The 18757-nt window shown below is 66.9% G+C and carries 14 protein-coding genes and 1 tRNA gene; 6 read left to right on the top strand and 9 right to left on the bottom strand.

Annotated features, from left to right (window positions below; all coding sequences use genetic code 11):
* Position 1: 1 nt before the first annotated feature.
* The 3 genes from selA (at position 2) to INR38_RS19240 (ending at position 3616) form a co-directional block, all read left to right on the top strand.
* Positions 2-1384: an L-seryl-tRNA(Sec) selenium transferase gene (selA, locus tag INR38_RS19250; RefSeq protein WP_347566762.1), complete on the top strand. Its 1383-nt coding sequence runs from the start codon at positions 2-4 to the stop codon at positions 1382-1384.
* A gap of 10 nt (positions 1385-1394) precedes the next feature.
* The gene (selB, locus tag INR38_RS19245) at positions 1395-3326 is read left to right on the top strand and encodes a selenocysteine-specific translation elongation factor (protein WP_207442647.1); all 1932 of its coding nucleotides are present in this window, start codon (positions 1395-1397) and stop codon (positions 3324-3326) included.
* 194 nt (positions 3327-3520) lie between these two features.
* Positions 3521-3616: transfer RNA gene (locus INR38_RS19240), tRNA-Sec, on the top strand.
* Between the two features lie 33 nt (positions 3617-3649).
* Here the strand turns inward: INR38_RS19240 and INR38_RS19235 are convergent.
* The 4 genes from INR38_RS19235 to INR38_RS19220 all read right to left on the bottom strand — a co-directional run bounded on the left by INR38_RS19235 (position 3650) and on the right by INR38_RS19220 (position 6960).
* Positions 3650-4156, bottom strand: coding sequence for an OmpA family protein (locus INR38_RS19235; protein WP_013802666.1), 507 nt, complete (start codon positions 4154-4156; stop codon positions 3650-3652).
* Position 4157: 1 nt separating this feature from the next.
* Positions 4158-5387: a sensor domain-containing diguanylate cyclase gene (locus tag INR38_RS19230; RefSeq protein WP_013802667.1), complete on the bottom strand. Its 1230-nt coding sequence runs from the start codon at positions 5385-5387 to the stop codon at positions 4158-4160.
* Positions 5384-5941 carry a YfiR family protein gene (locus INR38_RS19225; protein WP_013802668.1) on the bottom strand — a complete coding sequence of 186 codons (558 nt, stop codon included), beginning with the start codon at positions 5939-5941 and terminating at the stop codon, positions 5384-5386. Before INR38_RS19225 ends, INR38_RS19230 begins: the two co-directional genes overlap by 4 nt.
* Before the next feature lie 182 nt (positions 5942-6123).
* The gene (locus INR38_RS19220) at positions 6124-6960 is read right to left on the bottom strand and encodes a GNAT family N-acetyltransferase (RefSeq protein WP_207442648.1); all 837 of its coding nucleotides are present in this window, start codon (positions 6958-6960) and stop codon (positions 6124-6126) included.
* Positions 6961-7059: 99 nt separating this feature from the next.
* On the opposite strand from INR38_RS19220, the gene selD reads away from it, so the two are divergent.
* Positions 7060-8118: a selenide, water dikinase SelD gene (gene selD / locus INR38_RS19215; RefSeq protein ID WP_207442649.1), complete on the top strand. Its 1059-nt coding sequence runs from the start codon at positions 7060-7062 to the stop codon at positions 8116-8118.
* Positions 8119-8224: 106 nt separating this feature from the next.
* On the opposite strand, the gene INR38_RS19210 is transcribed toward selD, so the two are convergent.
* Positions 8225-10675, bottom strand: coding sequence for a penicillin acylase family protein (locus tag INR38_RS19210; RefSeq protein ID WP_207442650.1), 2451 nt, complete (start codon positions 10673-10675; stop codon positions 8225-8227).
* Between the two features lie 156 nt (positions 10676-10831).
* A complete protein-coding gene (locus tag INR38_RS19205) occupies positions 10832-11311 on the bottom strand; it encodes an Lrp/AsnC family transcriptional regulator (protein WP_012205315.1) in 480 nt (159 codons plus the stop codon).
* 662 nt (positions 11312-11973) lie between these two features.
* Here INR38_RS19205 and INR38_RS19200 point away from each other — a divergent pair.
* Positions 11974-13464, top strand: a complete 1491-nt coding sequence (locus tag INR38_RS19200; RefSeq protein WP_202758493.1) for a GGDEF domain-containing protein — start codon at positions 11974-11976, stop codon at positions 13462-13464.
* A 32-nt stretch (positions 13465-13496) separates the two neighbouring features.
* Here the strand turns inward: INR38_RS19200 and INR38_RS19195 are convergent, their stop codons facing one another.
* A complete protein-coding gene (locus INR38_RS19195; protein WP_013802673.1) occupies positions 13497-15317 on the bottom strand; it encodes a methyl-accepting chemotaxis protein in 1821 nt (606 codons plus the stop codon).
* A gap of 799 nt (positions 15318-16116) precedes the next feature.
* Here INR38_RS19195 and INR38_RS19190 point away from each other — a divergent pair.
* The gene (locus INR38_RS19190; protein ID WP_012205312.1) at positions 16117-16410 is read left to right on the top strand and encodes an H-NS histone family protein; all 294 of its coding nucleotides are present in this window, start codon (positions 16117-16119) and stop codon (positions 16408-16410) included.
* A 486-nt stretch (positions 16411-16896) separates the two neighbouring features.
* Here INR38_RS19190 and INR38_RS19185 read toward each other — a convergent pair whose 3' ends face one another.
* Both INR38_RS19185 and INR38_RS19180 read right to left on the bottom strand, forming a co-directional pair.
* Positions 16897-18459, bottom strand: coding sequence for a methyl-accepting chemotaxis protein (locus tag INR38_RS19185; protein ID WP_063326305.1), 1563 nt, complete (start codon positions 18457-18459; stop codon positions 16897-16899).
* Positions 18449-18742 (bottom strand): hypothetical protein, encoded by a 294-nt coding sequence (locus tag INR38_RS19180; protein WP_143290052.1) that lies wholly within the window; start codon positions 18740-18742, stop codon positions 18449-18451. The genes INR38_RS19185 and INR38_RS19180 overlap by 11 nt, the downstream gene beginning before the upstream one ends.
* Between the last annotated feature and the right edge of the window lie 15 nt (positions 18743-18757).

Raw genomic sequence — 18757 nt, 5'->3', positions numbered from 1 at the left:
GGTGCTGTTGAGCGCCGACATGCTCGCGCTGCGCGAGCGCCACGGCCTCGACGCCTGCACCCAGGCCGTGCGCGAATCCCTGGCGCAGATGCGGGCCGATGCGCAGGAGCGGCTGCGGTCCGGCGAGCCCGATGCAGGCGCGCCCGGCATCACTGAGGTGGTCCAGGCGGCCGGCCTGCGTCTGGCGCGGCGCTTTGCGCCCCGGCTGCGCACGGTCTTCAACCTCACGGGCACGGTGCTGCACACCAACCTTGGCCGCGCCCTGCTGCCGCAGGAGGCGGTGGACGCCGTGGTGGCCGCCATGACGGCGCCGGCCAACCTGGAGTACGACCTGGAAGACGGCGGCCGTGGCGACCGCGACGACCTGATCGAATCCCTGGTCTGCGAACTCACGGGCGCCGAGGCCTGCACCGTCGTCAACAACAACGCCGCCGCCGTGCTGCTGACCCTGGCCACGCTGGCGGCCGGGCGCGAGGTCATCGTCTCGCGCGGCGAGCTGGTGGAGATCGGCGGCGCCTTCCGCATTCCCGACGTGATGACGCGCGCAGGCGCCACCATGGTCGAGGTGGGCACCACCAACCGAACCCATGCGCGCGACTACGAAGGCGCTGTCGGCGAACACACCGGCCTGCTCATGAAGGTGCATTGCAGCAACTACGCCATCACCGGCTTCACCAAGGCCGTGAGCGACGCGGAGGTGGCATCCATTGCCCATGCGCACGGCCTGCAGATGGTGGTGGACCTGGGCAGCGGCACACTGGTCGATCTGCGCGAATGGGGCTTGCCCTACGAGGTCACGGTGCGCGAGACCATCGAGTCGGGCGCCGACATCGTCACCTTCAGCGGCGACAAGCTGCTGGGCGGCCCGCAGGCCGGCCTGATCGTGGGCCGCAAGGACCTGATCGCCCGCATCAAGAAACACCCGCTCAAGCGCGCACTGCGCGTGAGCAAACTCACCCTGGCCGCGCTGGAGCCTACGCTGCGCCTGTACCTGCACCCCGAAAAGCTGGCCGAGCGCCTGACCACGCTGCGCCTGTTCACGCGGCCCCAGGCCGACATGCAGTCCCGCGCGCAGGCGCTGCAGCCGCTGGTGCAGCAGGCGCTGGGCAGCCGCTACGTGGTGGAAACCGCCGAGATGAACAGCCAGATCGGCAGCGGCGCCCTGCCCGTGGAAAACCTGCCCAGCTGGGGCCTGCGCCTGCATCCGGCCGACGGACGCCAGGCCGGCCGCCAGCTCACCCGGCTGGAGGCCGGCCTGCGCAGCCTGCCGCGCCCCGTCATCGGCCGGCTGCATGACGACGCGCTGTGGCTGGACCTGCGCTGCCTGGAAGCGGCCGACGAGCCTGCCTTCACCGAACAACTGCCGCTGCTGCACATCGCCTGAGGACGAACGCATGATCATCGGCACCGCCGGCCACATCGACCACGGCAAGACCACCCTGGTGCGCGCGCTCACGGGCGTGGACACCGACCGACTCAAGGAAGAGAAGGCGCGCGGCATCTCCATCGAGCTGGGCTATGCCTACACGCCGCTGCCCAATGGCGAGGTGCTGGGCATCATCGACGTGCCCGGCCACGAAAAATTCGTACACACCATGGCCGCAGGCGCCGTGGGCATAGACCACGCCCTGCTGGTGGTGGCGGCCGACGACGGAGTCATGCCGCAGACGCGCGAGCACCTGGACATCCTGCAGCTGCTGGGCGTGCGCGAAGCCACCGTGGCCCTGACCAAGGCCGACCGCGCCACGCCCGAGCGCCTGCAGCAGGTGCGCGCCGAGATCCAGGCCCTGCTGGCCCCCACGCCGCTGGCAGGCGCGCCAGTCTTCCCTACCGCGGCAGCCCTGCCTGACGACGCAGGCGTGGCGCAGTTGCGCGAGCACCTCATGGCGCGCGCCCAGTCCATTCCCGCGCGGGCCAGCGACGGGCTGTTCCGCCTGGCCGTGGACCGCAGCTTCACGCTGCCTGGCCAGGGCACCGTGGTCACGGGCACCGTGTTCGGCGGCCAGGTGAAGGTGGGCGACACGCTGGTGCACTCGGCCTCGGGCACCGAGGTGCGCGTGCGCAGCCTGCATGCCCAGAACCAGGCCAGCGAACAGGGCCTGGCCGGACAGCGCTGCGCGCTCAACCTGTCGGGCATTGCCAAGGAAGCCATCACGCGCGGCGACTGGATCGCCGACGCACGGCTGCTGCAGGCCAGCGACCGGATCGACGTGCGCCTGCAACTGCTGGCCGATGCGCCATCACTGGCCCAATGGACGCCTGTGCATGTACACATCGGTACGGCGCGCTGCACGGCCCACGTGGCCCTGCTGCAGGACCAGCCGCTGGGCCCGGGCGAACAGGCCATCGTCCAACTGGTGCTGGACATGCCCGTACATGCCCAACCCGGCGACCGGCTCATCGTGCGCAATGCCCAGGCCAGCCGCACCATTGCCGGCGGCAGCGTCATCGATCCCTTTGCACCCGCACGCAAGCGCCGCAGCCCCGAGCGCACGGCCTATCTGCAGGCGCTGGAATCGCTGATTGCCACCGGGGACGCCAGCGCGCTGGTGCAAGGCGCGGCCCACGGTATTGCCACATCGCAGCTCATGCGCCTGACGGGCCGCGCATCGGTGGCCACGGATGCCCGCCTGCACCGCCTCCCACTTGCCGAGGGCGATACGCTGCTGCTGGGCGAGGCACGCTTGCAGCAGCTGCGCAACCAGGTGCTGGACAGCATGGCGCGCTTCCACGACAAAAGCCCCGACGAGCCCGGCGTGAACGCCGCACGCCTGCGCCGCATGGCACTGTCGGGCCTGGTGCATGCAGGGCATGACGCGCTGTGGAAGGGCCTGCTGCAAGCCCTGCTGCAGGACGGCAGCCTGGCCGCCAGCGGCGCCTGGCTGCACCTGCCCGGCCACAGCGTGCAGCTGTCGGACAGTGAAAAGCAGATCGCCCAGAAACTGCTGCCGGCCATCGAGGCCGGCCGCTACGACCCGCCCTGGGTGCGCGACCTGGCCCGCGACAGCGCCACCGGCGAGGAAACCGTGCGCCAGCTGCTGCGCAAGCTCGCACGCCAGGGCCAATTGTTCCAAGTCACCAAGGACCTGTTCTACACGGCAGCCCGCATGGACGAACTCGCGACCCTGGTCCGCGAGCTGGCCTCCTCCACCCCCAACGCCGAAATCCAGGCCCACGCCTTCCGCGACGCCACCGGCCTGGGCCGCAAGCGCGCCATCCAGATCCTCGAATTCTTCGACCGCATCGGCTACACCCGCCGCCTGCGCGACGCCCACCTGCTGCGCCCCGATGTGCAGTGGACCACTGGTGCCACAGCAAGAATCTGAGGCAAGGGGCCGCTACAATGGCCAGCTTTGCTTCGCCACGGCGCCAGCAACCGGCGCGGCCCAGGGCGAGAGACACCGAGCAAGGGCCGCCCCGCAGCAAGGGTGTCGTCCCCCTCCCCCGCGAAGCGGGTAGAGAGGCGCCGTGCAACGGGGGGAAGCGGCGTAAGCCGCTCAGGGGGAGCTTCAATCCAGAAGGAAAGCATACGCACCCGGTGGTGCGCCCGGGCTTCAAACCCGGTCAGGGGCGTCAGCCGCTCCTGGGTAGGTTCGACTCCTGCTGCTTTCCGCCAATCCCCCCGACTCTGATTCCAGCCAAGTTCCGGCTATTGCAAGGGCACGACGATGGCCACGCGGCGGTTCTCCGCTGCATCGCTGGGCACCACGGGCATGGCGCGGCCCAGGCCCTTGACCTCGATATCCTGGCGCGCCAGGCCAGCTTCGGCCAGCACATCGGCCACCGCCTCTGCGCGGCGCAGCGACAGGCGCATGTTGTAGGCATCGCTGCCGCGATCGTCCGTATGGCCTTCCACGCGCAGCCGCTCTATGCCCACGCCCTTGAGGGCACGGCCCAGCTCCAGCACCTTGGTACGCGCCTGGGCGCCGACTTCGGCCGAATCAAAGCCGAACAGCAGCTTGCCCGACATCTGCAACTCCCAGCCCTGGTCTGCCTGCGCAAAACCCTGGCTGCGCAGCAACTGCTGCTGTTCTTCGGTCAGCCCCGGCGCCTTGGCCGGCGCCTGCGGCACCGTCTGGCAACCGACCAGTGCAAGGGCCAGCACTGCGGCCGCACCTGCGCCGCACATCCGGATCCAGCTCCGTCGTTTCAACATGTCATCCTCCTGTGATTCGTTCGGCCTGGCGCATGGCCTTGGCCTGGTACATGGCCTGGTCTGCATGGCGCATCAGCGTCTCCATGCTCTGGCCATGCTTGGGAAAAAGGGCGACGCCCGCGCTGACCGAAGGCTGCAGCACCACGCCGTCGCCAACGACCAGGGGCTCGCGCATGGCGGCCTCTATCTTGTCCTGCACCATCTGCGCGTCGCCGCCGCCGCCGATGGGATAGAGCAGGATGGCGAATTCGTCGCCACCCAGGCGGGCGACCAGGTCGGTCTCGCGCACCTGCGAGCGCAGCCGGGCACCCACCGCCTTGAGCAGCACATCGCCCACGGCATGGCCGTAGGCATCGTTGACCTGTTTGAAGCGGTCGTTGTCCAGAAACAGCACGGCCAGCTTCTGCCCGCTCTCCGCCGCACTGTCCAGCGCCTGCTGCAGTCGCTGCTCGAAATGCAGGCGGTTGGCCAGCCCCGTGAGGCTGTCGCGCGAAGCCTGTCGCTCCAGGGCCGAATTTTGCTGCTGCAGCCGCTCATGGCGCGTCTGCAGCTCGGCCAGCAGTGCGTTGAAGTTGTCGCCCAACTCGCGCAGCTCGGCAATGCGCGCCAGCGGCACGCGCTGGTCCATGGATCGGTCATGGCGCACGGCCCGGGCCACGCGCGCCAGCTGCTGCAGCGGCTCGGCAATGTCGCGCAGCATGCGGCGCGACTGGCGCAGGCCCACATAGCCGCTGACACCCACGCACAGCACCAGCACGATGAAACCTGCGCCCAGGAAGCGGACCAGGCCCACGCCATCGCTGGCCAGCTGCACACTGCCGACCAGCCTGCCGTCCTGGCGCACATCGGCCTCGGCGCGCGGCAGGCCAATGCCCACGGCCAGCAGCTCCCCGATGCTGGACAGCGCCGAGCCACCATGGCCCGACCACCGCACGAACGGGCGGCCCTCGGCATCGAAGACCTCGGCATGGGCCACGCCTTCGCCGCGCAGCAGCTGGTCCAGCACGCGGGCGGCCTCGTCGCGGTCACCGAAGACCAGCGATGCCTCGACCGTATAGGCCAGCGAACGGGCCACCAGATGCAGGTTGTTGGACAGGTACAGGCGCAGGGTGGCCACGCCGACGATGAGCAGCAGCGCCCCCGCCAGCGCGATGGCCACCGCCGCCATGCGCAGGTGCGCGCGGCGGATCACGTTGCGCAGGGAGGCATTGCCGGACAGGGACAACTTCATGGCAAGGTCCTGTGGCGCGCCAGTTGCAGCACCTTGGGATTGACACGCAGGCCGCTGCGGGCCACGGAGTCGAGGCTGACCTCGAAGCCCGCGCCCTCGCCACGGCGGCGCAGGCAGAACATGGCGCCGATGCGGCACAGCTCGCCCCGCTCGCTGATGGTCAGCAGCGGCCGCCCGGCCAGCTGCTCCATGAGCTTGCGCCAGGCCGCCTCATCGAGCTGGCCGGCATAAATGCCCTCGCATTCGACCAGGGCGCGCGCATCGACGGGCACCACGCGCCGCACCTCCAGCCGCTGGCTGCCCACGGTCTGCGGGGCGCCATTGAGCAGGTCGTCGGCATATTCGGTGGAGCCCACCACGCACAGCCGCAGCACGGGGCTTTCCGTGGGCCAGCGCGTGTAGCCCAGGATGCCTACGACGGTGCGGGTCACCCCCAGCTCATGCTCATCGGCCGCCGGCTCCGCATGTGCCTGCCCCACCAGCCCGGCCTGCAAGGCCAGCAAGCCCACGACCAGCCAGGCCCGGGCAGACAGGCCTTTGATCCTGCAATCCATGCCCCACCTGCGGTGTGTGTGATGTATGCGATGTGTGCGAGCTGCCAACCAAGGCTCCTTGAACGGAATATCCATGCATTGCGCCACGCTGGCGCACTGAAGCATTTTTTCACATATCGACCCCATCGGGCCGACGGGACTGTCACGCCGGGTCGCCCGTGATGGGCCAATGCGGCAACACATCAAAGCGCAGAGGCAGGCAGCCGGTAGTGATAGCCGTAGAGCGCCTGAAAGCCCAGGCTTTCATACAGCCCGCGCGCCACCATGTTGGGCGCACGCACCTGCAGTTCGGCCCATTGCGCTCCCTGCGTCTGCCCCCAGTGCATCAGGCCATGCACCAGCGCCCGGCCCAGTCCCTGGCCGCGCAGCGCAGGCGTGATGACGATGTCATACAGGCCCACGCAGCCGCGCTCCACGACGGCCAGGCCAAACCCGACCACCTCGCCGCCCACCTCGCCGCCCACTCCACCGCCCACTTGCAGCGAAGCAAATGCGGCGGGCCAGGCAATGGACTGCAGCATATGGTGGTGCGCCTGCCTGTGCTGCTCCGGCACGGCGCCGGCCTGGGCAAAGCCCTGCAGCCAGGCCGTGCCAGGCTGGGCTTGAATGGCAAGGGTCCAGCCCTGGTCGTTCGCTGGCGGCGCCATGTCCGTCAATGCAGCACGCATCACCAGGGAGGGGTCGGCCAGCAGGTAGCCGGCCTGCGCCAGCTGCGCATCCGCATCGGGACTTGCCAGGGGCGAGAGACGAAAGATGGCAGGCAGGCCCTGGCGCTCGTAGAAGGCCTCGATCTGCGGCAGCAAGGCGCCAAGGCGGGCGCCGGGCTGCTGGGCATTGGCCGAGTTGGCGCGCTTGGTATGGCCCTGCGCAGCGCGCAGCAGCCAGTGGCCGCAGAGCACGGTGCGCTGGGCCGGCCAGGCGTTGAAGCCGCGCTGCTCCACGCCCACCACCGTCTCGGGATCGCATTCCACGGATGCGCGGTCATGAGTGAAAGACTTGGACATGCCCGCTTGTACCATGGCCGCCCGCCGTGCCCGCCCATAATATGGCGCGCCGCCGCGCTGGCGGCAGGCACTCTTTCCCACTACTGCGATCGCCGCCGATCGCCGGATTGCTCCATGACCACAGACACCTCCCAAGCCCCCCGACTCACCTCGCTGTCCCATGGCGGCGGCTGCGGCTGCAAGATCGCGCCGGGCCTGCTGGCGGAGCTGATCGGCAAGAGCGCGCTGCCCAAGCAGTTCTTCCCGGACCTGCTGGTGGGCACGGAGACCGCCGACGACGCCGCCGTCTACCGCATCAACGACGAGCAGGCCATCGTGGCGACCACGGACTTCTTCATGCCCATCGTGGACGACCCGTATGACTTCGGCCGCATCGCCGCGACGAATGCGCTGTCCGACATCTACGCCATGGGCGGCCAGCCCCTGATGGCCCTGGCCATCGTGGGCATGCCCATCAATGTGCTGCCGCACGACACCATTGCCAAGATCCTGGAAGGTGGCGAATCGGTCTGCCGCGATGCCGGCATTCCGCTGGCCGGGGGCCACTCCATCGACTCGGTCGAGCCCATCTACGGCCTGGTCGGCATCGGCATCGTCAACCCCCGCCAGATGAAGCGCAATGCCGACGCCCGGGCCGGCGACGTGCTGATCCTGGGCAAGCCGCTGGGCGTGGGCATTCTGTCGGCCGCACTCAAGAAGAACCTGCTGGACGAGGCCGGCTACCGCGCCATGGTGGAGGCAACCACCCTGCTCAACCGCCCCGGCACGGCGCTGGGCAAGATGGACGGCGTGCACGCGCTGACCGATGTGACGGGCTTCGGCCTGCTGGGCCATGGCCTGGAACTGGCACGCGGCGCGAGCCTGACGGCACGCATCGACAGCCGCAGCCTGCCCGTGCTGCCCACGGTGCAGAGCTTTGCCGAGCAGGGCGTCATCACGGGCGCCTCGGGCCGCAACTGGGCCTCTTATGGCGCGCAGGTTGCGCTGGGCGCCGGCATCACCGATGCGCAGCGCGCGCTGCTGACCGATCCGCAGACCTCGGGCGGCCTGCTCGTGTCCTGCACGCCGGATGTTGCCGATCAGGTGCTTGCACTGTTTGCCGAGCAGGGCTTTGGCAGTGCCGCCATCGTCGGGCGCATGGAGGCGGGCGAGCCGCGCGTCATCGTGGACTGACGGCCAGCGCATTCCAAAAGCAACGGGGGCCTCGGCCCCCGTTGCTTTTGGCACTCCCGGCGAGCCGCCAGCGAACCGGCGGCCCGTCACCGGGTCACAGGTTGCTTCACTCGCTCACGGTCTGCGTCTTGTAGGCCGGGCTGGCCTGGATGGCGCTGTCGGTGAACGGCAGCTTGAGCCATTGGCGGGCGCCGTAGGCCTTGGTGTAGTCCACGTAGTGGGCCGAGGCCGGGTCGTCCGACAGCGAGAAGGTCAGGAAGGTATGGGCCTCCACACCGGCCGACGGGAAGCTCACCACCTGCATGTAGCTGTTGCCGTGCGGCTGGCCATCCATGCTGTAGCCGCCCTGCTCTATCTTGTTTTCCGAGCAGGTGATGGTGAAGTAGCCCACCTCGCCGCAGCCGCCATACAGCGCGATCTTCTCGCCGCCGCGCTGCGAGAACAGCACGGTGCCGCGCGCCGCGTCCATGGCAAAGCCGCTGGCCTGCACGGCCTTCACTGCTTCGGCGAACGCCTTTTGCAGCGCCGCCTTGGCAGTGGGCTTGATGCCACGCGGCGTGTTGACGGGTTCGGCCGCATCGAAGGGCACGGCATAGAGGTCGGCCGATTTGATCTGACTGGCCACGCGCTTCCAGAACTCATCCCAGACATGGGAACCCCTGGATGCCGCCGTGCCCGTGCCGTCCCAGGCCTGCAGCGCCGTGCAGGCAGCCGATACGTCCACCGTTTCACCCGCCGAGGACACGGGGCCTGGACAGACCTGGGCCAATGCCTCGTCCTTGAAGCGCGCGCTGTAGACACGGCTGTCCAGCACCATCTGGCGCACGATGTCGCTGGTGGCCAGCTTGCCCGGGTAGCCGTCCGTGCCCGCCAGCCGCTGCAGCGCCATGGTGTGGCCCAGGCGCGTGCGCAGGCTCTGGGCCGACGAAGTGGAGCCGAAGATGGCCGGATAGCCGGTCAGCGGCGCCGAGGCATTGGACAGCCAGTAGCTGTCGTTCATGTTGCCCACGTAGTCGCTGCGCAGCAAATTGGGCATACGTGCGGGGCCGATGGCGCCGGCCTGCACCGAATCCGCATCCGAACTCCAGTCGCACTGGCTGCTGCCACCGGCCAGCACCGGCACCTGGGGCAGCGCCGCGTTGATGGCGGCCGAGGCGGGCGTGGCACAGGCCTGCAATTGCGCGGGCGGCACGTTGGGCACGGCTCCTATGTCGGCATACCAGACCTGGGCATTGCCGCGCCCTGCGGCGACGGTGTTGACCCAGGGAATGGCCGACTCCTCCTTCTGGATGCGGATGAACTCGTCCAGCGACTTGGCCTGGTTCCAGCGCAGCCAGTTGCGGAAGGTGCGGTAGTTGTAGGCGTTGATGTCGCGGATGGCGAACACGCTCTGCGTGGTCCAGCCCAACGCCGGGTCCATGGCGCCGAGGTTGACCACCGGGCCGTGCACGGTCTTGTACAGCGTGCGCGTGACCTGGTCCTGCCCGCCGGAGGCATTGCGCACGCTCACGGTGATCTTGCTGGCCTGCATGGCCTCGGTCTTGCCGTCGCGCACATAGCGGGTCGGGTCATTGGGCGCCAGTTGGTACATGAACAGGCCGAAGCGCCGCGCCGTGGACACGGTATGGCTCCAGGCCACGTCGTTGTTGAAGCCGATCAGCACCATCGGGATGCCCAGAAAGCTGGCGCCACTGACATCGATCTCGCCGGGAATCGTGAGCTGCGATTGATAGAAGCGGTCCGGCCCCTTCCAGTACCAGTGCGGATTGCCGAACAGCACGCTGCTGCCGCCGCCCGTGGCCTGCTGGCCAAAGCCGTACATGTTGCTGCCGATGCCCGTGGTGCCGCCCACCTGCAATGATGGCGCCACCACCTGCCCCGGCTTGAGCGCGGCCAGCTGTGTCGCGGCCGGCCGGGCCTTCGCCGGCTTGGCCGAGGCCGTTGCTGCCGCAGCCGCTGCAGGCGGCACGGCATTGGCGATCTGGGCCACGAAGTTGCTGTAGCCGCCGGCCAGATTGGCCGTGTACATGCGCCGCCAGATGTCCTGCGCGGTAATGGCCTGCACCCAAGGCTGGCCCGCGCAGGCCGCATTGGTCTTGGCCCCGGCCGGGGTCTCGCGCACCACGCGGTTGTAGCCGGCCACGAAGCCATCGACCAGTTGCTTGAGCTTGTCCGGCTGGGCCTGGATCATGGCGGCCACGGCGTCATCGGAGACGACATGGCGGAAGAAGAAGTCCGAGTCGAGATTGCGCGGCCGGTCGATGGTGCTGTCGTAGACGGCCTGGGCATCGCCGCCAAGGTAGCGCGAGCGCTCCCCGCGGTACGTCAGGAAGGAGTCGGCCATGGTGCACAGGTTGTCCTGCGCCTGGGCATAGCCGGCGCCATAGCCCAGGCCCGTCCAGTCCTTGGCCTTGATGTGCGGAATGCCCATTTCCGTGCGGCGGATCTCCGCGCTGTACTTGCTGCTGGAGCCGTCGCCCGAACCGCCGCAGGCCGCCAAGGCGGCCAGGCAAATCAATGACAGGGGCTTCCATCCACTGCGAACCGCTGGGTACATGCTTTGTCTCCTGGTGTTATGCGTACACAAAGAAAGGCCCCTATTTGTACGGGGGCCCACAACAGCATAGGAGGGCCGCAAGGGACTGCCTACCCGGCAGTTTCACTAGCAGATGTCAGAGACCCGACAGTGGTTGCAAGGGCTGCAGCGCGCCCGTCAGGCAGCGGATTCGCCCGGCTGGCTCAGGGCCGCCGTCGTGCGCCGGTCGATCTTGCGGCTGAGCACCACCGAGGTATAGGTCTGCTGAATGCCGTCGATCAGGCCGATGCGGTCCAGCAGCGCATCGAGCTTTTCATTGCTCTCGCAGCGCACGAACACCATGTAGTCGTACTGGCCGCTGACGGCAGAGACCTCCTCGACCTCGGTGAAGCGGTTGAGCGCCTGCATGACCAACGTGGCCGTCTTGGGCTGCACGCGGATGCCGCAATACGCCCGCACGGCAGACTGCTCCACGCGTGCGCCCAGGCGCACGCCGTAGCCAGCGATCACGCCCTCTTGCTCCAGCCTGGCAATGCGCGCCACCACCGTGGTGCGCGCCAGATTCATCTGCCGAGCCAGATGTGCGGTGGAAGCCCGTGCATTGGTCTGCAGCAGACGCAGCAGCTGGCGGTCGGTTTCATCAAGACGGTATTCCATGCGGTTCCCTGGATTTCAACGGCAAGCACCCATGGAGGCTGCCCGGATGTGGTTCCACATTTCGGCAGAGATCTCCCCCAATCCGGCGATTTTATGCGTTGCGCATCGTCGTTCTATCGACAGGAGTTGCACATTTCCGGGTACCGCGGCGGCAGGAACGCCTCTCCAACCCTCGCCGACCAGCAGCCGCCCCGACTGGCACCACCAGCTCTTGGGATATTCATCAGAAACAAAAGTAACTAATTACAAATTCTTGGTGCAACAGAAAGCAGGGACCACGCAGGGACCTGACTACGGAACCGCATAAATCCTTAGCATGCATCCCATCTTTCCTTCACAAAAGCTGCTCCAGGCGCACCGCTGCCACTTGCGGCAGTGCTGATCGGGCTTACCGGCGCCTGCGAAACGCTTTCATCGCATGCTGTATGCAAGATGGATCAGTACTTGCAAATACATGCATTTCCGCTAGATTGGCCCCGCAGGCGTAAATTTTGTGTACTCAAGTTACCCCGCACCTCTTGTCTGATCTGCCCCGAGGAGGATTTCCTGTTCCCGCTGCCCGCCGGGCCGCTCGTTCACCACCATGACAAGGGCATGGCCGCCATGCCCGACGAACGCGCGCAGAGTCCGGTGCCTCCATTCGGTCTCCACAGGGGAGACATATGTCACATCGCGCCGCATCCGGAGATCCGTGGAGCCTTCCACAAGCTGCAACGCCCTGGCGGGACAGCTTTGTGCTGGGCGGGGTGCTGTTCTTGTGCTCGGCCGTGGCGCTGGGCCTGCGCTCTCCGGGGCATCTGTCGTCCCTGTGGCTGTCCAACGCCCTGCTGCTGGGCTGGATGCTTCGCAGCCCTGCCTACAGCCATAGACACGGCTGGACGGCTGCCGCCGTTGCCATGGCGCTGGCCGAATGGCTTTCCGGCAGTCCGCTGGACCAGACCCTGTGGCTGACCTTTGCCGACCTGGCCGCCGTGGCCTGCGGCTGGGTGATGATGCGGCGCCTGCCGCAGCGGGTGCAGCAGATGCGCTCCCCTTCCTCGGTTCTGCACCTGGTGATGTGCAGCCTGCTGGTGAGCGTGGTCGGAGCCGTGCTGGGCTCGGCGGGCATGCACCATCTCATGCATTGGCCCTGGCAGCCCATGATGGCCATGTGGTTCAGCAGCGAGTTGATGCACATGACCCTGTTGCTGCCTGTGCTGCTGAGCCTTCCGGCAAAGCTGGAGCCGCTGTCCTGGCGCAGCCAGCCATTCAAACAAACGGCGCAGGCCTTGCTGCCGCTGCTTGCCCTGGCGATTTCCGAATCCATTGCCATCTACCTGGGCGGACCAGGCGCGCTGTCGCTCACCATGCCGGCCATGCTGCTGTGCGCCATGCGCTATCGGCTGTTCGTGGTCGCCCTGCTCAACCTGGTCAGCTGCGCCATCAAGCTGGCCACGTTTTCCCATGTGTTGTTCAGCTCGCCCGGCACCGAGCTGGAGACCACGTTCTCCTTCCGCCTGGGTCTGGCCATGCTGTCGATCGGCCCGCTGGCCGTAGCCTGCACGCTCATGGCTTTCAAGGACATGCTCAGCAAGCTGCGCCATGCAGTGAACCACGATGCGCTGACGGGACTGCTGGCACGCACCAGCTTTCTGGAGCGCGCACAGCGCACGCTGGAGCGCCTGCAGCGCGAGCGCCAGTCAGGCGCCATGCTGATGCTCGACCTGGACCACTTCAAGCACATCAACGACCGCCATGGCCATGCCGCCGGCGACCGGGTGCTGCAGGAAGTCTCGGCCCGCCTGTCGCAGGCGCTGCGCCCGCATGAACTCATAGGCCGCCTGGGCGGCGAGGAGTTTGCGGTGCTGCTGCCCGGTGCCGACTGCGTCACGGCCAGAGCCGTGGCCCAGCGGCTGTGCGAGGCCACGCGCGAAATTCGCATCGACATGAACGATGGCGCAGCCATCTGCCCCACGCTGAGCATTGGCATAGGCTGCACGAACATGGCCTACCCACCGCTGGGTTTGAGTGCCTTGCTGCGCATGGCCGATACGGCGCTGTACCAGGCCAAGGCCAGCGGCCGCGACCGCTACTTCGTGGCCGGCGAGCGGCCGGGCGAGGCCGACTCACCGGCCTTTGCCTGCGAGCATTCCGGGGGCGCCAAAGCGGCCTGACACCAGGCACCGCCTCGGCGTCTTGCCAGCGCTCAGCGCAGGCGGCGGGCGCCGTTTCCTTCGTCGAGCTTGAAGCCCGCCACGGCCTGCGCCAGCTGCACCGCCTGCTGCTGCAGCGACTGCGCTGCGGCCGTGACCTCTTCCACCAGGGCAGCGTTCTGCTGCGTGACCTGGTCCATCTGGCCGATGGCGCTGCCCACCTCGGCAATGCCACGGCTTTGCTCCTGGCTGGCGTTGCTGATCTCGGCCACCAGCGTGCTGAGCTTGCGCACGCCGTCCACGGCCTGGTCGATGGTGGTGCCCGCATTGCGCACCAGGCGGCTGCCCGTGTCGATCTGGCCCACGGAATCATCGATCAGCGCCTTGATCTCCCTGGCCGCCGTGGCGCTGCGTTGCGCCAGCGTGCGCACCTCGCTGGCGACCACGGCAAAGCCCCGACCCTGCTCGCCGGCGCGCGCCGCTTCCACCGCCGCGTTCAGCGCGAGGATGTTGGTCTGGAAGGCAATGGAGTCGATCACGCCGATGATGCTTTCGATCTTGCGGGCCGAGGCCTCGATGCCGCCCATGGTCTGCACCACCTGGCCGACGGCCTCTCCGCCCTGGGTGGCGATCTGCGAGGCGCTGGTGGCCAGCTCGCTGGCCTGGCGCGCATTGGCCGCGTTCTGCTGCACGGTTGCCGTGATCTGCTCCATGGCGGCTGCCGTCTGCTCCAGCGAGCTGGCCTGCTGCTCGGTGCGTGACGACAGGTCCTGGTTGCCACCCGCAATCTCTGCCGAAGCCATGCGCACCGATTCCGACGACTCGCGAATGCGCAGCAGCACCGTGGCGATCTTGTCCACGAACTGGTTGAAGGACTGGCCGATCTGCGCCAGCTCATCGCGGCCGGCGGAGGTGAGGCGGCGGGTCAGATCGCCTTCGCCCGAGGCGATGTCCTGCAGCGCATCGCGTGCCACGGCCAGGCGGTTGAGCATGCGGCGCAGCGCCACGGTCAGCAGCACCGCCGCGCCCAGCACGGACAGCACGGTGATGAGGGCGGCCACCTGCAGCAGCGCCCGCACCGAATCCGTGGCCTGTGCGCGGTCGATCACCACGGCCAGCGTCCAGGGTGTGCCCTCGACCTTGGCGGCGTAGAGCATCTGCGGCTCGCCATCGAGCACCAGATCGGCGCGGCCGCCCTGCTCGGCCAGGCGCTTGATCAGCGCGGCATCGAGTTCAGGGGCAATCGCGGAAGCGGGCTTGAGCGCCAGCTCGGGCTTGGCGTAGGCCAGCAGGCGGCCTTCGCCATCAATCAGAAAGGCAAAGCTTTTTTCCTGGGGACGGATGGCGGCCACTTTCCTGGACATGGCGGCCAACCGCACATCAGTGCCGACAACGGCCGTGATGGCGCCCGAGCTGCCGACCGGATCGACAAAGCTGATGGTCAGCTCGCCGGTGCTGGCATCGACATAGGCTGGCGTCACGCCCGGCCGGCCTTCGCGCACGGCCTGCTTGAACCAGTCGCGCTGGGTGCCGTCGTAGTTCTCCGGCATGGGATGGGTGAACACGGCGCGCTTGTCAGCATGGACGAAATAGGCGTCATCGAAGCCGCCAGCCTGCTGGCCGGCCAGCAGGAAGGGGATGGGGTCCGGCTGGTCCACCGCCTTCTTCAATGAGCCGGTGATGCGCTGCTTGTCCTGAACCCAGTCGGTCAGTGTGGATGCATGGGCCCGCGTGAGCTGGCCGATGTTTTCGTCGATATCGGACAGCGTACTGCTGCGCGCCGTCCAGAAGGTGGCCATGGACAGCGCGAACAGCGCGGCCACGGTGATTGCTACGCAGATGAGGATCAGGCGGGCACGAAGTGTTTGAAACATGATGCGTAGTGAAGGCAAAACGAGGGCTGTAAATGCCCACCGAGCCTATCCGAGACGCATCGGCCGCCAGAGCTCGAAGAGTGCGTACTTGCCCTTGTAATTGCCTGCTTCTTGCGTGCGAAGAAGCCCGCTGGCTAGCCCCTTCGTGCAGGCACTGCATTGCTGGCAGCGCCGCCCGGGCTGCAGTCGTCAGCCTTTTGCAAGAACCAGTCACAAGCTTGAAGGATGCGTGCTATAGTGTCAATTTGTAACACAGACACTTGCCGCCCTGGCTGCGGGATTTTTCTGTCGCAAACGCCAGCGCCTTGATTCCAGGACCCTGCCGTTTGCGCCGCGCACCCTGTGTTTTTCCCTCCCTCATATTTTTGGGGTGCACCACGCGGCCTTTTCTTCCCTTGCATGGACTGCCATTGATCGAGAGTGGCTTCCCATCGGGGCCGGCAGGGAGCCGGGCAAGAAAGTGTTTCACCTTGATACAAAAATGCCGATAAGAAGGCAGATCTGTCATTCAAGGGAAGAGAAACATGAAGCGATGCATCATCAAAGTGGCCGGCGCCTGCTACACAGCCCTGTTCCCCAGCACCTGCGCCGCTGTGGCAGACGCGATGGCCCGGTTTCCATACGCTACAAAAATCAGCGTCCGACTCGCCTAGACTCGGGCAAGATGGGAATCCGTTCTCAGACAGATTCCAGGCAATACGCCTGTCGTCGTCCGGGTGTTGCGCGGCAGTGTAGGCTCACTTTGCCAAAAGTCTCCTAAGATTCCTTTATATTGGCAGATCAACATTCATTGATATACATGACTACCGACTACAAGACACTGCTGCAGCAGAAAGCCCATCTCGAAGCCCAGATCGCCGAAGTGCTCAAGACCGAGAAGTCCGGAGCCATTGCCCAGGTGCGCACCATCATCGACCAATACGGATTGACCGAGGCCGACGTCTTCCCTTCGTCCAAAGCCAAGGCTGGCGGCGGTTTCCGCGTGGTCGGCGTCCCCAAGTACCGCGACCCGGCCACGGGCGCGACCTGGACCGGCCGCGGCAAGCAGCCCCGCTGGATCGAAGGCAAGGACCGCACTCCCTTCGCCATATGAGGTCCGGCGCAGCCCGCCCCCTGGCAGCCACCAAGCTGCGACAGAGCCCGCCAAGTGCGGGCTTTTTGCTGCCAGAAGCAACGGGTTAACCCTATTGCTCAGAAGTTACAAATTCTTCAATGTAGTGCAGATGCGTGAACCGATGGGTGCCGGCATGTTTCGGTACCCAAGCAATCACAACAAGGGAAACAGCAGGTATCACACAGGGAACTGTCCTACAGCCCTGCTCTCCAAAATCATGTTGGCCGCGCCTTTGCAGCAAGCGCAAGCCATGTGGATGCAACCACGCAGCGACAAAGTCCAGGCGGCCACTGGAGCGATCCGCAGCCACCACGAACCATTTTCCAGCCGGGCCAGGGAGACTATCTCCTCCCTCCCCTCTCACTGACTTACCCTGGCAGGCCCGCAAGGGCACCGGCTTTTCTCTTCAAGGACCGCCCTCGGGCGGTCCTTTTTTCTGCGTGTGTCATTGCGCCTTGGTGCTGGTCAACGCAAGGCTGGCACGGCATGGCCCACCTTGAACACGGCCACCATGCCCGACAGGCGCTGCGCCTGGTCACTGAGGGCGGCGGCCGCCGCTGCGGACTCCTCCACGAGAGCCGCATTTTGCTGCGTCATCTGGTCCAGCTGGCTGACTGCCTGGTTGACCTGGCCAATGCCGTCGCGCTGCTCCGTGGAAGATGCCGTGATCTCGCCGATCATGTCCGAGACCTTGCGCACGCTGCCCACGATGTCATCCATCACTTGGCCGGCCTGGGCCACCTGGGCCGAGCCTTCCTGCGCGGCATCGACCGAGGTGCTGATCAGCACCTTGATCTCCTTGGCGGCCTCGGCGCTGCGATGGGCCAGGGCTCGCACTTCACCGGCCACCACGGCAAAGCCGCGGCCCTGCTCGCCTGCGCGGGCCGCTTCCACGGCAGCGTTCAGCGCCAGGATGTTGGTCTGGAAGGCAATGGAGTCGATGACACCGATGATGTCGGAGATGCGGCGTGCGCTGTCGCCGATGCGATCCATGCTGGCCACCACATGGCCCACCACGGCGCCGCCGCGCTCGGCGGCCTGGGCGGCGCTGCCGGCCAGATGATTGGCCTGGCGCGCGGTGTCGGCAGCCTGGCCCACGGTGGCGGTCAGTTGCTCCATGCTGGCGGCCGTTTCCTCCAGATTGGACGCCGTCTGCTCGGTGCGCGAAGACAGGTTGTGATTGCCCGCGGCAATCTCGGTGGATGCGGTGGAGATGGAATGCACGCTGTCACGCACCTCCGTCACCAGCCCGCGCAGCCGCGCCGCCATGCCCGAGACCGAGCGCAGCAGGTGGCCGAACTCGTCCTTTCGACTGTCATCGGCCGACACCGTGAGGTCGCCCTGGGCGATGGCGTCCGTCAGTTGCACGGCGCGTTCCAGGGGGCGGGTGATGGCCCGCGTCAGCGCCAAGGCCAGGGCCAGGCCCGCCAGAAGGACCACGCCCTGGACGATCCAGGCCAGCACGCTGGCCTGCTGCCGGGCGGCCTGGGCCTGCTCGCGGGCTGCATCGCGCTGGCTGCGCTGCAGCTGCACGAAGACTTCCAGCGAGTCCACGTAGCGGCCAATGGCACCCAGGTACTGCTGCTGGACGAACTCGCGGAATGCCGCTGCATCGCCGGTCAACTTGATCTCGCGCGCCCGCTTGTTCAGTGCCAGCACCTCGGTGCGGATGGCTGCAATGCGCTCCAGCGCCGCCTTGTCGGCATCGCTGGCGCCCTTGACGATCTCGGCCTGCAGCTTGGTGATCAGTGCCGAGCCTTCCTTGACCCGGCCGTCGAGCAGGCGGGTCAGTTCCTCATCGGTGGAGGCATTGCTGGCCAGCACCCGCTCGCCCGTGGTCTCCGTTGCGCCCTTCCATTGAATGGCCAGGCTGATGCGACTCTCGTACTCGGACAGCGTCTGCATGCCGTGGTCCATGGCGCGAGCCGCCGCAAACTGTGCCCAAAGCGATACCGCAAGCATCATCGCCAGCAAGCCGCCCAGCGTGCCCCAAAGCTTGGCGGACACGCTCCATTGATCAAATTTCATTCGTAGCACTCTCGTCGGAAAAACCGAATACAGGAAAGGTGAAACAACAGGCCGCGCACATCAGCGGCGACCGTTTTCCGGCGCAACGCCTTGCCATATCGGCATAGGCCACCAATCCGGAAAAGATGACCTGCTTTTTCGTCACAAATGCGCGGGACTTGAGGCCGCCGCACGGGTAGGCCCGATATTGCCAGCCGTGCACAACGCGGAACATGCGCCATGCGGCCGCAAGCGCCGTGGCAACGGATGCAAAATGGACCGGCGCTTCGGAATGCAGCACCATTCAATGCCGCAATCG

Source organism: Delftia sp. SD018, assembly GCF_017355445.1.
GTDB lineage: Bacteria > Pseudomonadota > Gammaproteobacteria > Burkholderiales > Burkholderiaceae_C > Comamonas > Comamonas acidovorans.
Note: the sequence above shows the minus strand (reverse complement) of the source record. Positions and strands in the feature narration are given on the sequence as shown.